This is a genomic window from Kitasatospora sp. NPDC091276 (assembly GCF_040684355.1).
Taxonomy (GTDB): Bacteria; Actinomycetota; Actinomycetes; order Streptomycetales; family Streptomycetaceae; genus Kitasatospora.
The window spans coordinates 400,682-415,314 of record NZ_JBFBFU010000003.1 but is presented as its reverse complement, the minus strand read 5'-3'; the positions used below and the strand labels follow the sequence as shown (position 1 = coordinate 415,314).

9 protein-coding genes are annotated in these 14,633 nt (G+C 74.1%); 2 read left to right on the top strand and 7 right to left on the bottom strand.

All coding sequences use genetic code 11. From position 1 onward, the window contains the following. Positions 1-91: 91 nt before the first annotated feature. The 3 genes from pcrA to AB0O19_RS05920 all read right to left on the bottom strand — a co-directional run bounded on the left by pcrA (position 92) and on the right by AB0O19_RS05920 (position 4,960). Positions 92-2,728 carry a DNA helicase PcrA gene (gene pcrA / locus AB0O19_RS05930; protein ID WP_363618033.1) on the bottom strand — a complete coding sequence of 879 codons (2,637 nt, stop codon included), beginning with the start codon at positions 2,726-2,728 and terminating at the stop codon, positions 92-94. 149 nt (positions 2,729-2,877) lie between these two features. Further along, positions 2,878-3,555, bottom strand: a complete 678-nt coding sequence (locus AB0O19_RS05925) for a response regulator transcription factor (protein ID WP_350877187.1) — start codon at positions 3,553-3,555, stop codon at positions 2,878-2,880. Next, on the bottom strand, positions 3,548-4,960 hold the full coding sequence (locus AB0O19_RS05920; RefSeq protein ID WP_363618059.1) for a PspC domain-containing protein: 1,413 nt from the start codon (positions 4,958-4,960) through the stop codon (positions 3,548-3,550). The genes AB0O19_RS05925 and AB0O19_RS05920 overlap by 8 nt, the downstream gene beginning before the upstream one ends. 179 nt (positions 4,961-5,139) lie before the next feature. Here AB0O19_RS05920 and AB0O19_RS05915 point away from each other — a divergent pair, with 179 nt between their 5' ends. Both AB0O19_RS05915 and AB0O19_RS05910 read left to right on the top strand, forming a co-directional pair. Beyond that, positions 5,140-6,576 carry a PspC domain-containing protein gene (locus tag AB0O19_RS05915; protein WP_363618031.1) on the top strand — a complete coding sequence of 479 codons (1,437 nt, stop codon included), beginning with the start codon at positions 5,140-5,142 and terminating at the stop codon, positions 6,574-6,576. Next, positions 6,573-6,782 (top strand): hypothetical protein, encoded by a 210-nt coding sequence (locus AB0O19_RS05910; protein WP_363580170.1) that lies wholly within the window; start codon positions 6,573-6,575, stop codon positions 6,780-6,782. Before AB0O19_RS05915 ends, AB0O19_RS05910 begins: the two co-directional genes overlap by 4 nt. A gap of 16 nt (positions 6,783-6,798) precedes the next feature. Here the strand turns inward: AB0O19_RS05910 and AB0O19_RS05905 are convergent, their stop codons facing one another. The 4 genes from AB0O19_RS05905 to AB0O19_RS05890 all read right to left on the bottom strand — a co-directional run bounded on the left by AB0O19_RS05905 (position 6,799) and on the right by AB0O19_RS05890 (position 14,456). Then, on the bottom strand, positions 6,799-7,836 hold the full coding sequence (locus tag AB0O19_RS05905; RefSeq protein ID WP_363618029.1) for a Rieske 2Fe-2S domain-containing protein: 1,038 nt from the start codon (positions 7,834-7,836) through the stop codon (positions 6,799-6,801). Between the two features lie 193 nt (positions 7,837-8,029). Then, entirely contained in the window at positions 8,030-9,625 is a 1,596-nt protein-coding gene (gene guaA / locus AB0O19_RS05900) for a glutamine-hydrolyzing GMP synthase (protein WP_350877181.1), read from the bottom strand. 1,094 nt (positions 9,626-10,719) lie between these two features. Next, positions 10,720-12,432: a hypothetical protein gene (locus tag AB0O19_RS05895; RefSeq protein ID WP_363618027.1), complete on the bottom strand. Its 1,713-nt coding sequence runs from the start codon at positions 12,430-12,432 to the stop codon at positions 10,720-10,722. A 218-nt stretch (positions 12,433-12,650) separates the two neighbouring features. Then, a complete protein-coding gene (locus AB0O19_RS05890) occupies positions 12,651-14,456 on the bottom strand; it encodes a GMC family oxidoreductase (RefSeq protein ID WP_363580162.1) in 1,806 nt (601 codons plus the stop codon). Positions 14,457-14,633 lie beyond the last annotated feature (177 nt).

The window sequence follows — 14,633 nt, the reverse complement described above, 5'->3', positions numbered from 1 at the left end:
AAGACCCCACACCGTTCACCTGGACCAAGACCGCCGACGAGATCCTCGACTCCCTCGCCCGATTCTGCCGACGGATCTCCGGCGCAGGACACTAGAGCTTCTCCACCGGCGCGTAGCGCAGCAGCAGTTGCTTGCGGCCCTCCGAACCGAAGTCGACCGTGGCCTGCGCCCGGTCGCCGACGCCGGTGACGCCCACCACCGTGCCCAGCCCGAAGGTGTCGTGGGTGACCCGGTCCCCGATCGCGAGCGAGACGGCGTCCTGCTCGACGACCTGGCCGCCGCGCCGCGCCGACTGCCCCCAGCCCGCCTTCGGCTTCGCCGAAGCCGACGAGCCCGAAGAACCCGAAGAACCCGACGAGGAGCGCGAACCGCCGCCCCCCGACGAGGACTTGCCCCAGGACGACCCCGAGGAGAAGCCGCGCGCGGCCGGCGCCTGCGCCGCCCCCGTCCGCTTCCACTCCACCAGGTTCTCCGGGATCTCCTCCAGGAACCGCGAGGCCGGGTTGTACGCGGGCTGCCCCCAGGCGCTGCGCAGCACCGAGCGGGTCAGGTAGAGCCGCTGCCGCGCCCGGGTGAGCCCCACGTAGGCGAGCCGCCGCTCCTCCTCCAGCTCCTTGACCTGGTTGAGCGCCCGCATGTGCGGGAAGATCCCGTCCTCCATGCCGGTCAGGAAGACCACCGGGAACTCCAGGCCCTTGGCGGTGTGCAGGGTCATCATCGTGATGACGCCCCGGCCCTCCTCGTCGTCCGGGATCTGGTCGGAGTCGGCGACGAGCGCGACCCGCTCCAGGAAGTCGGGGAGCGAGCCGACCGGCGGGGTGCCCTCCTCGTCGGCGTCGGGCCGTTCGCCCGGGTCCTGCTCGTACTCCAGGGCGACGGAGGCGAGTTCCTGGAGGTTCTCCACCCGGGTCTCGTCCTGCGGGTCGGTGGAGGCCTGGAGTTCGGCCAGGTAGCCGGTCTCCTCCAGGACGGCCTCCAGCACCGCGGCCGGGCCCGCGCCCGACTCGACGACCTGCCGCAGCCCGGCCATCAGGACGTTGAACTTCTTCACCGCGTTGGCCGAGCGCGCGGCCATCCCGTACGCCTCGTCGACGCGCAGCAGCGCCTGGGCGAAGGAGATCCGCTCCCGCGCGGCCAGCGCGTCGACCATCGCCTCGGCCCGCTCGCCGATGCCGCGCTTGGGCACGTTGAGGATCCGGCGCAGCGGCACGGTGTCCTCCGGGTTGGAGAGCACCCGCAGGTACGCCAGGACGTCCCGGACCTCCTTGCGCTCGTAGAAGCGCACCCCGCCGACCACCTTGTACGGCAGGCCGACCCGGATGAACACCTCCTCGAACACGCGGGACTGGGCGTTCGTCCGGTAGAAGATCGCGACGTCGCCGGGCTTGGCGTCGCCCGCGTCGGTGAGCCGGTCGATCTCGTCGGCGATGAACTGGGCCTCGCCGTGCTCGTCGTCCGCGACGTAGCCGACGACCTTCTCGCCGTGCTCGCCGGCCGTCCAGAGCTTCTTCTCGCGCCGGTTGGCGTTGCGCTCGATGACGGCGTTGGCGGCGCTCAGGATGGTCTGCGTGGAGCGGTAGTTCTGCTCCAGCAGGATCGTGGTCGCGTTCGGGTAGTCCTCCTCGAACTGGAGGATGTTGCGGATCGTCGCGCCGCGGAAGGCGTAGATCGACTGGTCCGCGTCACCGACGACGCACAGCTCGGCCGGCGGCACCTCGGACAGGCGCCCGGCGGCCGGGTTCACGAACTCCCCGTCCACGGTGCGCTTCGGCATGGCCGCGACGGATCCGCCGCTCAGCTCGCGGACGAGCATGTACTGGGCGTGGTTGGTGTCCTGGTACTCGTCGACCAGGATGTGCCGGAACCGGCGCCGGTAGTGCTCCGCGACGTCGGGGAAGGCCTGGAGCAGGTTCACCGTCGTCATGATGATGTCGTCGAAGTCCAGCGCGTTGGCCTCGCGCAGGCGCCGCTGGTAGAGCGTGTACGCCTCGGCGAGCTTCTTCTCCATCGGGTTGGCGGCCTGGTCGGCGAAGGTCTCCTCGTCGATCAGCTCGTTCTTCAGGTTGCTGATCTTCGCGGTGAAGGACTTCGGCGGGAACTGCTTCGGGTCCAGGTCGAGGTCGCGGCAGACCAGCGACATCAGCCGCTGCGAGTCGGCCGAGTCGTAGATCGAGAAGCTGGAGGTGAAGCCCAGCACCTTGGACTCGCGGCGCAGGATCCGCACGCACGCGCTGTGGAAGGTGGACACCCACATCGCCCGGGCCCGCGGGCCGACCAGCGCCTCGACGCGCTCGCGCATCTCGCCGGCGGCCTTGTTGGTGAAGGTGATCGCCAGGATCTCGCCCGGCTGCACGCCGCGGGCGCCCAGCAGGTGGGCGATCCGGTGGGTCAGCACCCGGGTCTTGCCGGAACCGGCGCCGGCCACGATGAGCAGCGGCGAGCCCGCGTGCAGCACCGCCTCGCGCTGCGGGTCGTTCATGCCCTCCAGCAGCTGCGCCGGATCCACCACCGTGCGGGCGGCGCCGTTGCGGTACCAGGCGTCCCGCGCGGTCTCGGCGGCGTGGTCGGTCTGGAACAGCCCCTCCGGGATGGCCTCCTCGTAGGCCTCGTACGGGGCGTCGTCCTCGTACGGCGGGGGCTCCTCGTCGAGGGGCACGGCGGGCTGCTTCGACCCGGCGGCGGGTGCCTCGAAACCGGGGAGCGGGAGGTCGTCAAAGAGGCTACTCATGGCACTCCGAGTCTATGGCCACCCACCGACAAGCCCGCCCGGCCCGGAGGAACCGGACCGGGCGGGCTCGCGACCGGGGGCTCAGCGGCGCATGGGCTCAGCGAGGCACCGGCTCAGCGGCGCACCGGCTCGGCCGCCCAGGCCGGGGTTCAGACCAGACGGCGGGCGGTGGCCCAGCGGGTCAGTTCGTGCCGGTTGCTCAGCTGGAGCTTGCGCAGGACGGCGGAGACGTGGCTCTCGACCGTCTTCACCGAGATGAAGAGCTGCTTGGCGATCTCCTTGTACGCGTAGCCGCGCGCGATCAGGCGGAGCACCTCGCGCTCGCGCTGGGTGAGGCGGTCCAGGTCCTCGTCGACCGGCGGGGTGTCGGTGGCGGCGAAGGCGTCCAGGACGAAGCCGGCCAGCCGGGGCGAGAACACCGCGTCGCCGTCGGCGATCCGGAAGATCGCGTTGACCAGGTCGGTGCCGGTGATGGTCTTGGTGACGTAGCCGCGCGCGCCGCCGCGGATGACGCCGATCACGTCGTCGGCGGCGTCCGACACCGACAGGGCGAGGAACTTGACCCCGCCCTGCTCGCCCATCACCCCGGCCGAGCGGCGCAGCACCTCGACACCGCCGCCGCCGGGCAGGTGGACGTCCAGCAGCACCACGTCCGGCCGGGTCTCGGCGACGACCCGGACCGCCGACTCGACGTCGTCGGCCTCGCCGACCACGTCGATGCCGGTCGCCTCGGTGCGGCCGATCTCGGCCCGGACCCCGGTGCGGAACATCCGGTGGTCGTCCACCAGGACGACTCTCGCGGTGCGCTCCGGCGCTGCCTCAGTCATTCGTTCTCTCCATCTCCAGCTCGACCTCGGTCCCGCCGTCCGGCGCGGGCCGCACCCGTGCGGTGCCGCCGTTGCGCTTCATGCGGCCGATGATCGACTCCCGTACGCCCATCCGGTCCTCGGGCACCGTGTCGGGGTCGAAGCCGGGACCGTGGTCGCGGACGAACACCGACACCGTCTTCCCCTCCACCTCGGCGTAGACCTGGACCGGTCCCCCGCCACCGTACTTGGCCGCGTTGACGGTCGCCTCCCTCGCGGCCTGCATCTGGGCCGCGATCCGCTCGTCCATCGGGCAGTCGCCGACGATCACGACCTCGACCGGGACGCCGTGCCGGTCCTCGACCTCGGCGACGACGGCGCGCAGGCTCTCCGCCATGGTGTCGGGCGCGGCCTCGGCGGCGGCCTCCGGGCGGTACAGCCACAGCCGCAGCTCGCGCTCCTGGGCACGGGCCAGCCGCAGCACCTCCTTGGGGTCCTCGGCCCGGCGCTGGATCAGGGTCAGGGTGTGCAGCACCGAGTCGTGGACGTGCGCGGCGATCTCGGCCCGCTCCTGGGCGCGGATGCGCGCGGTGCGCTCGGCACCGAGGTCCTGCCACAGGCGCAGCCCGTACGGGCCGAGCAGCACCAGCACCCCCGCGAGTACCGCGAGCGAGGCCTCGACCACCGAGCCGAGCGTCGAGCCGCTGCCCTGCATGGCGAGGAAGGCGATGGTGCCGGCCACCACGAGCAGCACGCCGGCACCGACCCGGGTGTAGGCGCCGCGCCGCTTGTCGCTCTCCTCCAGGCCGAACCAGCGCTGCCAGCGCGAGTCGTCGGCCTGCCGCCAGACCAGCGCGACGCCGACGCCGATCGCCAGCAGCGGCCAGGTGTACGGCTTGGCGGTCTGCAGGCCGAGCGCGTTGAGCAGGGCGGTGATGCCGATCACCATCATCACCAGGGCCGCGAGCTGGCCGAGGCCGCCCTGCCCGGTCTTGCCGCCCGCGCCGTCCTCCCCCTCCGCGGGGGCCGCGGCCGGCTCGCCCTGGAGGGCGTGCTGGAGCAGTTCGCGCAGCCGGCCGAGCCAGCCGCCGCGGCCCTTGCTCAGCGCGCCGCCCGGCTGCTGCCCCGAACCGGTCGGGACGAAGGCGCCGTTGACGTACACCCAGTGGGCGGCGCCGCGCTGCGCGGGCTCGCCGATGCCGATCGGCACCACGAACCAGAACGCCGCGTACAGCAGGGTGCCGATCCCCTGTGCGAAGAACAGCAGCACGAACGCGAGCCGCACCCACCGCACCGGGAGCCCGAGGTGCACCGCGAGCCCCTGCGCGACGCCGCCGAGCATCCGCCGCTGCGGGCTGCGGTAGAGCCGGCGGTACGGCGGCCGTCCGCCGTCGGGCGCGGTCGGGTCGGTGCCGCCCGCCGGCACGGCGTCGGGGGCGAGGGATCGGGGGTCGGAACCGGGTGCTGCCACGCCACCGATGGTTCCACGCCCGCGCACGCGGACGCATCAGGGTGTGCCCCTGACCCCTTCTCAGGGACAAGTCAGGGTCCGGGCAGGGCTCGCACCGGTTGGGCCGGACCGGGGCAGCCGGGAGGATGGTGCCCATGACCGACGACCACCGCATCCAGGAGACCGGGCCCGCCGCCCCGCCGGAACCGGACCGCCCCCCGCTGACCAGGACCGAGCACCACCGCGTGGTGGCCGGCGTCTGCGGCGGCCTCGGGCGGCACCTGGACATCGACCCGGTGGTCTTCCGGGTGGTCACCGTGGTGCTCTGCCTCTCCGGCGGCCTCGGGCTGTTCCTGTACGGCCTGGCCTGGCTGATCGTCCCCACCGAGCCGGTGCCGGACGGCCGGGGCGGCACCCGGCACGGGCGCACCGAACTCCAGCGGGTGCTCACCGGCCGGGTGGACGGCCAGTCGGTCGGCGCGGTGCTGCTGGCCGTGATCGGTACCGGGGTGTTCTTCTCCTCGATGGGCCAGGACGACCAGCTGTTCCCGCTGCTGCTGCTCGCCGGCCTGGTCTTCCTGGCGGTGCGCTACGACCCGGACCGCCGCCGCGGCCGGGTGCGCCGGCGCCGCCGCGGCGGCCCGTACGACCGCCACTACCCCGACGGGGACCAGTACGGCCCGTACCCGTGGTCCGGGCCGGAGGACGACGAGGCCGCCCGCGCCCGGCACGCGGCCGAGCGCGCCGCCGGAACGGTGCCCGCCGACTCCCCGGCCCCCGGCCCGACCGGCTACCTGTGGGACCCGCGCCACCCCGAGCGCAACCCGTACGGCGCCGGCCCCACCCCGCCGTTCGGCACCCCGGTGCCGCCGGCGGGCGGCCCGGCCCAGCCCTGGTGGCAGCGCGTCGACCTGCCCGCGGGCGACCCGCTGCGCAAGGACGGCCCGCCCGGCCGGCCCCGGCCCGCCGCCGTCCGGCACCCCCGGGAGCGGTCCGCGCTCGGCTTCTTCGGCCTGCTGCTGGCGATCGGCGCGGGTGCCGCGGTCTGGTCCGCCTCGGCCGGCCACACCGACGTCACCGTGCTGAGCGCGACCGTGCTGGCCACCGCGCTGCTGGTGATCGGCCTGACGCTGCTGCTCGGCGCGAAGTTCGGCCGGGCCCGCAAGCTCGCGGTGACGGGCCTGCTGCTCACCCTGGCGCTGGTCTTCGTCGGCCACTCCCCGGACTCCATGCGCAACGCCGTCGGCCAGCGCGACTTCACCGTCGTCGCCTCGGCCGAACTCCAGCCCCGGTACGCCCTGGGGGCCGGCCGGCTCCAGCTGGACCTGAGCGGGCTCGACCCGGCCGGGGCCACCCTCACCAGCAAGGTCGAACTCGGCGCCGGCGAGCTGACCGTCGTCCTGCCGCCGGACGTGACGGTGAACCTGGTGGCCCGGGTGGGCCTCGGCGACGTCTCCACCCCCGGTGAGCGCAACAACGGCACCGGCCGCCACACCTACCTGCTGCCACCCGGCAGCGGCCATCCGTCCAAGGGCACATTCGACCTCGAACTCGCGGTCGGGATCGGCAACATCAAGGTGGTCCAGCAGTGAGGAAGCACCGGCTCGACCTGTTCTCGCTGATCGCGGGGGCGCTGTTCAGCACGATCGCGGTGGTCTACCTGGTCGCGGCGCTCAACGACCAGGCGGTGAACGGCCGGATCGTCATCCCGGTCACCTTCATCGTGCTCGGCCTCGGCGGCCTGGCCGGCGCGGTCGCGGCGGTCGCCCGGCGCGGCCGCACCGACCGCCGGGACTGAACCCGCCCGATCAGGCTCAGCTCTGCAGCGGCCCGAGGTTCAGCTTGTCGCCGTCCTGGGTGACGGTGTACTTCGGCAGCGGCTTGACCGCCGGCCCGTTGACCACCGCACCGGTCGCGGCGTCGAACCGGGAACCGTGGCAGGGGCAGTACAGCTGGCCGTTCTTCGGGGCGTCGACCGCGCAGCCGGAGTGGGTGCACACCGCGGACAGGCCGCAGTACTGGCCCGCCTTGGGCTGCACGATGTAGACGGCGTCCCCGGTGGCCGGGTCCTTGACCTGGGCCGAGCCGCCGACCGGCACGCTCGCGGCGGCCACCGAGGGGGCCGGTCCGGACTGCGCCGGGGTGGTGGCCGGGGCCGCGGACTGCTTGGGCGCGGAGTGCTTGGCCCGGCCGAAGGTCCGGGTGAGCGAGCCGGTGAGCAGCCCGGCGCCGCCGATCGCGACGGCGGCGATCCCGCCGTCCACCAGCGCCCGGCGCCTGACGCGGTCCTCGCCCAGCCCGCGCCCCCGGTCCCGGCCGGCCCGCCGGGCGAGGTAGCCGTCCACCGACAGGTCCGGGGTGCCGGCCAGCAGCAGCGGCGTCCAGGCCATCAGGTAGCCGAGGTCGTTGCCCAGGTAGTAGGGCGAGACGTTCCAGCTGACGGACAGCCAGAGGCTGAGGTTGATCAGCGCGCCGCCGAGCGCCGCGATCCGGCCCCAGAGGCCGAGCAGGGTGCCGAGGCCGACCGCCAGCTCACCGAAGGCGACGGCGAGCGCGAACAGGGTGGGCGCGTCCAGGGCGGCGCCGAGCAGGAAGGAGATCGGGCTGCCGCCCTTGGCCGCCTGGGTCTGCGAGACGAACGACGCCGGGTCGGCCGCCCCGGCCAGGTAGTGCGCGTCGGACAGTTTGTCGAGGGCGGCGTACACGAAGGTGACGCCGAGGAAGAGCCGCAGCGGCAGCAGCGCGTACCGGGACGCGGACGCCCGCCACTGCGCCGCCCGGTCGGCCGGACCGGCCGCTCCCCCGTCGCCCGCTTCCCCGTCACCAGCCACGGAGTTGCCAGCCTCCGACATCGCTCACACCTTCCCTCGCGGCCCGCCACTCCCTGACAGGTCCGGTCCGCATTCTGCCCGCTCCCGATCGCTTTCGGTGGGAGGTCCCCACCCCGGCGGCGACCGCCCCACCGCGAACGGCCGCGCCGCCGCTCCCTGGTACGGGAACGACGGCACGGCCGTTCAGCAGCGGCTCAGCGGCCGGCGGGAGTGCTCACTCCCACTCGATGGTGCCCGGCGGCTTGCTGGTGACGTCGACGACGACGCGGTTCACGTCGCGGACCTCGTTGGTGATCCGGGTGGAGATCTTGGCCAGCACGTCGTACGGCAGGCGCGACCAGTCGGCGGTCATGGCGTCCTCGGACGAGACCGGGCGCAGCACGATCGGGTGACCGTAGGTGCGGCCGTCGCCCTGCACGCCCACGCTGCGCACGTCGGCGAGCAGCACGACCGGGCACTGCCAGATCTCACGGTCCAGGCCGGCCGCGGTCAGCTCCTCGCGGGCGATCGCGTCGGCGTCGCGGAGCAGGTCCAGCCGCTCCTGGGTGACCTCGCCGACGATCCGGATGCCCAGGCCCGGGCCCGGGAACGGCTGGCGCTGGACGATCTCCTCCGGCAGGCCCAGCTCCTGGCCGACCATCCGGACCTCGTCCTTGAACAGCTTGCGCAGCGGCTCGACCAGCTGGAACTGGAGGTCCTCCGGCAGGCCGCCGACGTTGTGGTGGGACTTGATGTTGGCGGTGCCGGTGCCGCCGCCGGACTCCACCACGTCCGGGTACAGGGTGCCCTGGACCAGGAAGTCGACCGACTCGCCGTGCTCGCCGGCCTCGGCGACGATCTCGGCCTGGGCCTGCTCGAAGACCCGGATGAACTCCCGGCCGATGATCTTGCGCTTCTCCTCGGGGTCGGTGACCCCCTTCAGCGCGTTCAGGAAGCGCTCCGCGGCGTCGACCACCTTCAGCTGCACGCCGGTGGCCGCCACGAAGTCCTTCTCGACCTGCTCGGTCTCGCCCTTGCGCATCAGGCCGTGGTCGACGTACACGCAGGTCAGCTTGGAGCCGATGGCCTTGTTGACCAGGGCCGCCGCGACCGCGGAGTCCACGCCGCCGGAGAGGCCGCAGATCGCGCGCTTCTCGCCGACCTGGGCGCGGATCAGCGCGACCTGCTCCTCGACCACGCTGCCGGTGGTCCAGGTCGGGGCGATACCGGCGCCGCGGTAGAGAAAGTGCTCCAGGATCTGCTGGCCGTGGTCGGAGTGCAGCACCTCGGGGTGGTACTGGACGCCGTAGAGGCGGGCCTCGTCGTTCTCGAAGGCCGCGACCGGGACCACCGCGGTGGACGCGGTGACGGTGAAGCCCTCCGGGGCGGCGGAGCAGGCGTCGCCGTGCGACATCCACACCGAGTGCTCCGCCGGAACGCCCTCGAACAGGGTGGAGCCGGTGCGGCTGACGGTCAGCGGGGTGCGGCCGTACTCGCGGGCGCCGGTGTTGTCGACCGTGCCGCCGAGGGTCTTGGCCATCAGCTGGAAGCCGTAGCACATGCCGAAGACCGGGACCCCGGCCTCGAAGATCGCGCGGTCGAGCTGCGGCGCGCCCTCTTCGTAGACCGACGACGGACCGCCGGAGAGGATGATCGCCTTGGGGTTCTTGGCGAGCATCTCGGCGACCGGCATGCTGCTCGGCACGATCTCGCTGTAGACCCGCGCCTCACGCACCCGACGGGCGATGAGCTGGGCGTACTGGGCGCCGAAGTCGACCACCAGGACGGTGTCGTTGTCCGGCGCGGACTGGACGGGAATTGCAGAGGACACAGACGGCCTTCCGGCAGCGGTACGAGAGGTGTCACACCGAACCGCTTCCCCGGCGGGGGCCGCGGCGGCGACGGGTGGGGGTGTCTGGACACCGATTCTACCGGGCTGTCCGGTTTCACTCGTCTGCCCGTCCGAACGACCGTGACCGGGCGGGGCCGCCTTTCGTTGCTTCAGACGACCGTACGACCGCGCCGCGCCCGCCAGACGCGCCGCCTTCGCCCCGGCCAGGGGCGCCGCCGTACGGACTGCAGGACCACGCGTGGAGCTTCATCCCAGTCCACCGGCGCATGTGGCACCGCCGCCCCGGCCCCGCCGGGAGCGCGGTGCCGTGGGACCGTGCGCGGGTGCCGCGGCCGGACAGCAGGGGACAGCGACCCCGGCCGCGACTGGACCGAGAGGTGGGACGGCCGGTCCCGGGGACGCCCGGGCCGGTCGTCGCACCCCCCGCCGCGAGCCGGGCACACCCGGGCGCACACCCTTCCCCGTCCCGCGCCGCTACGCGCGTCCCCGTGCGCCGCAGCCACCCACACCACTACGCACCGTGATCATCGACGCCTCGCGTCGGCACCTGCCCGCAACCGCCCGGCGGGGCGGGGCGAGGCCCGCACCCGCGCCCGGGCCACACCAGGGAGTCGGCACCCGTACCAAATGCGCTGGGCCGAACTGTGCCGAATCGGTTGCAGAGCAAGCCCTTCGTCCAGCACGATGCTGCGTGGAAGCGGTTCTCCCGGCGGCCGGCAGGCTCCCCGCGGAGACCCCGACCGCTGCCGCCGCACTGGGCGACAGCCCCGTACGTCACCTCACGCTCCGTGAGCGAAGGCCCGGCGCAGACCTGCGCGCCGACCCGCCGCACCGCGAGCGTGCGCGCCCCGCGCCACCGGCCACCCACGCCGGCCCGCGACGGCGCGACCCCTGAGCCGACCGACCCGACGGCGCCCCTCCCCCGGCGCCGTCACCCCCAGCACCGGCGCAGCCCTGACGCCGCGTGCTGAGCGACAAAGGGCCCCGTTCCCCCGCGGGGCCCTTTGCCCTGTCCGGGCCGCTCCGCCCACGGGACGCTCCGCCCACGGCTGCTCCGCTCGCGGCTGCCCGGCTCAGGGCTGCTTGCGCCAGACGCTCGGATCGACCGGCTCCTCGGCCGGCTCCTCGGCCGGCGAGCCGGGCGGCGGCACCAGCGGCGCGTCGTCCGAGCCGACCACGTCGCCCACCGCCGCCCCGGAGGCGTACGGCTGCGGCTCAGGACCGGCCTCGTACGGCGCCCCCGGCGACGGCACCGCGCCGTACGGGGGCGCGCCGTAGGCGTCCTCGCGGGCCACCGCACCCCGGCCGCGGACGGCCGCCAGCAGCGGCGGCACCAGCAGCGCGCCGATCGCCGCCCAGACCAGGTTGGCCACCAGCACGCCGGCGAAGCCCAGGCTGATCGAGGTGTCCCGGGACAGCACCGTCTGGTTCGCGAAGGTGTTCCACCCCGGGGTCGCCGAGGACGTCGAGGTCGTCATCAGCGCACCGCCCACCGCCATCAGCGCGGTGAGCGCCACGGCGTGGACGGACGCCAGCCGGAGCCGGTCGGCCGCGTCCAGCCGCCGCCGGTACGCCGACCAGCCGAGGACGCCCGCCGTGGCGAGGGCCAGCAGGCCGGTCCAGCGCCAGTCGGCGGTCTGGTCGTGCAGGTCGAAGAAGGAGAATTCCCCCCTGTCGGGGGTGTCCTGCCGGCCGCCGCCGATCGCGGCCGCCGCGTCGCTCGCCCCGCCGCTCGCCCCGCTGAACGCCTGCAAGGTCGCCCCGGAGCCCAGGCCGAGCAGGCCCAGGCCGAGGTTGGGCAGGAAGGCCGCCGAGACCGGGGTCTGCCAGCCCCCGTCGCTGTTGACGGCGACCAGCACGAAGCCCGTCACCGAGGCCAGGCCCAGTGACAGTGCCAGCGCCCGGCCGGCCGTGAGCGCGGCGACCGCCCAGCCGCGCACCGCCCGGCTGCGCCAGGCGGCCCAGCGCAGCGCGTCGGTGCCGTGGACGGCGAAGGCCGTCAGCGCGGCGAGCAGGGCGGTCCAGCCGACCGCCTCCGGCCAGCCGGAGTCCACGGTGTACGTCACCCCGAGGGCGCGGCCGACGAGGCCGGTGCGCTGCGGCTGCCAGGACGTCCCGCCGGCCAGCCCGAGCAGCGCGGTCACCGCCGCCAGGACCACCGCGGTGCGCAGCGCCTCGCCCGCGGCCTGGGCCCGGGTGAGCTGGAGGCCGGCGGCCCGGCGGCGGCGCGCCGCGGTCCGCAGGCCGAGCCAGAGCGCCAGCGCCCACAGCACGGTGACCGTCAGCGGCACCGCCCGGAACAGCGCGTCCATGCCCTCCGCGTCGCCGCGCCGCAACGCGCTGGTGTACCCGAGCTTGAACGGCGCGCCGAGCGCGCTCAGCGCCATCGACAGGGCGGCGCCGAAGCGCTCGCCGAACCCGGGCGCCCGGACCAGGTAGGCGTACTGGTAGTCGCTCGGGATCGCCACGATCAGCGCCGCCAGCAGCAGCACGGCGGTCGGGGCGGCGGCGACCAGGAGCGCCGGGCGCCAGTCCGCGCCGAGCAGCTGGCTCAGCACGGTCGGCCGCCCGGCCCGCGGGTCGTACGGCTGCCCGGCGCCCCAGCTGCCCAGCGTGGGCGGCCCGGCGGGCTGCGGGTGGCCCGGGCCGTAGCCGGGCGGCGGGCCGTACCCGGGCGGCGGAGGCGGCGGCGGGTACCCGGGCGCGGCGGACGGCGGACCGTACGCCGGCAGGGGCGGTACGGCCGGCGGTACGGGAGGCGGAACGACGGGAGGTACCGCGGGCATGGCGGCCGTCGGCGGGGGCGGCGTCAGCGGCCGCCCGCACGAGACGCACGCGGACGCCCCTTCCACCGATGCCGCGCCGCACGATGCGCAGATGGCCATGGACCGGTTTCCCCCCGCTCGACGAGTTCCTGGTCCCCCAGAAAGCCCGTTTATCCCATCGGATCCGAACGAATGTCAACCGGGCACCGAGCCGGGCGGGTTGGCCCGTCGAGGCCTGCTCAGCCGCGCTTCTTCGGGACCTCCGGGACGGGCAGCAGCGGCAGTCGGAGCGCGCCGAACGCGTCCTCCGGGACGGCCGGCCGGGACGGCGCCACCGGGGCGACCCGCCGGTAGGCCTCGCCCTGGGCCGGACGGCGGTCCGCCTCGCCCTTGTTGGGCCACATCGACATGGCGCGCTCGGCCTGCGCGGTGATGGTCAGCGAGGGGTTCACCCCGAGGTTGGCGGAGACGGCCGCGCCGTCGACCACGCTGATCCCGGGGTGGCCGTACAGCCGGTGGTAGGGGTCGACCACGCCGGTCTCGGGAGCGTCGCCGATCGGGCAGCCGCCGAGGAAGTGGGCGGTCATCGGGATGTCGAAGATCTCGCCGGCGCTGCTGCCCGCGAAGCCGTTGATCTGCTCGGCCAGCGCCTGGGCGCCCTGTTCGGCGGCCGGGATCCAGGTCGGATTGGGGGCGCCGTGGCCCTGGGCGGAGGTGAGCCGGCTCTTGCCGAGCAGGTCCTTCTTCAGCGAGACGGTGATCGAGTTGTCCAGCGACTGCATCACCAGGCCGATGATCGTCTTCTCGGACCAGCGGTGCTGGTTCATCGAGCGGGCGAAGGTCACCGGGTGGCGCACCGACCCGCCCAGGTAGCGCAGCCAGCGCGGGGCCCGCCCGCCGCCCTTGACCTGGGCTATCGACAGCGCGCCCATCGCGTTGGAGCCCTTGCCGTAGCGGACCGGCTCGATGTGGGTGCTGGCGTCCGGGTGGATCGAGGAGGTGATCGCCACGCCCTTGGTGAAGTCCACCCGGCTGCCGTAGCGCCGGTCGGTGGTCTGCGCGCCCACCAGCGCCTCGGAGTTGGTGCGGGTCAGCTCGCCGAGCCGGGCGGAGATCCGGGGCAGGTGCCCCCCGTCACGCATCCGGTGCAGCAGCGACTGGGTGCCGTACGTCCCGGCCGCGACCACCACCCGGGCGGCGGTGATGGTCCGCGCGCCCGCCTTCACCCGGTCGGTGCGGGAACGGGAGTCGGTCCGGCGCACGTCCACCGCGTAGCCGTGGCTCCCGTCGGCTCCGGGGAGCTCCCGGATCCGGGCCACCGTGGTGAGCGGGTGGATCTCGGCGCCGCCCCGCTCGGCCAGGTGCAGGTAGTTCTCGGTGAGCATGTTCTTGGCCCCGTGCCGGCAGCCCGTCATGCACTCGCCGCACTCCACGCAGGCCTTGCGGGCCGGCCCGGCGCCGCCGAAGTACGGGTCGGCGACCTCGTCCCCGGGCGCCGCCTTGGCCCTGCCGCCGGCGTCCCGGCCGTCCCCGAAGAAGACCCCGACCGGCGCCATGTGGAAGGTGTCGCCCACCCCCATCTGCTCGGCGGCGGCCTTGAGGTGCACGTCGGAGGGGGTGACGGTCGGGTTGAGCCGGACCCCGAGCATCCGCTGCGCCTGGTCGTAGAACGGCGCCAACTCCTCCTGCCAGTCGGTGATGTGGCGCCACTGGCGGTCCTCGAAGAAGGCCTTCGGCGGCACGTACAGGGTGTTGGCGTAGTTCAGCGAGCCGCCGCCGACCCCGGCGCCGGCCAGGATCAGCACGTTGGCCAGCAGGTGGATCCGCTGGATGCCGTAGAGGCCGAGTTTCGGCGCCCACAGGTAGTTCGGCAGGTCCCAGGAGTTCCTGGGCAGTTCGTCCCGCTCGAAGCGCCGACCGGCCTCCAGGACGGCGACCCGGTAGCCCTTCTCGGTCAGCCGCAGCGCGGCGACCGAACCACCGAAGCCGGAGCCGACCACGACCACGTCGTAGTCGAACTCCGCCGCACCGCCGGACTCCACCATCTGCCACTGCTCCTTCGGGACGCGAACCTGACTACGGGACGGGCGAACCTGACTGCGGGACGGAACCTGGCTGCCGGACGGAACCTGACTGCCGGACGGAACCTGACTGCCGGACGGAACCTGGCTGCCGGACGGTCGGACCGGACCACCGGCCGGGCCGACTCCGACCCACGGGGA

What these genes read in the sequence shown, in the direction of transcription:
- pcrA (WP_363618033.1), bottom strand. Translation starts at nt 2,728, where the DNA reads ATGAGTAGCCTCTTTGACGACCTCCCGCTCCCCGGTTTCGAGGCACCC.
- AB0O19_RS05925 (WP_350877187.1), bottom strand. Translation starts at nt 3,555, where the DNA reads ATGACTGAGGCAGCGCCGGAGCGCACCGCGAGAGTCGTCCTGGTGGAC.
- AB0O19_RS05895 (WP_363618027.1), bottom strand. Translation starts at nt 12,432, where the DNA reads ATGCCCGCGGTACCTCCCGTCGTTCCGCCTCCCGTACCGCCGGCCGTA.
- AB0O19_RS05915 (WP_363618031.1), top strand. Translation starts at nt 5,140, where the DNA reads ATGACCGACGACCACCGCATCCAGGAGACCGGGCCCGCCGCCCCGCCG.
- AB0O19_RS05905 (WP_363618029.1), bottom strand. Translation starts at nt 7,836, where the DNA reads ATGTCGGAGGCTGGCAACTCCGTGGCTGGTGACGGGGAAGCGGGCGAC.
- AB0O19_RS05890 (WP_363580162.1), bottom strand. Translation starts at nt 14,456, where the DNA reads ATGGTGGAGTCCGGCGGTGCGGCGGAGTTCGACTACGACGTGGTCGTG.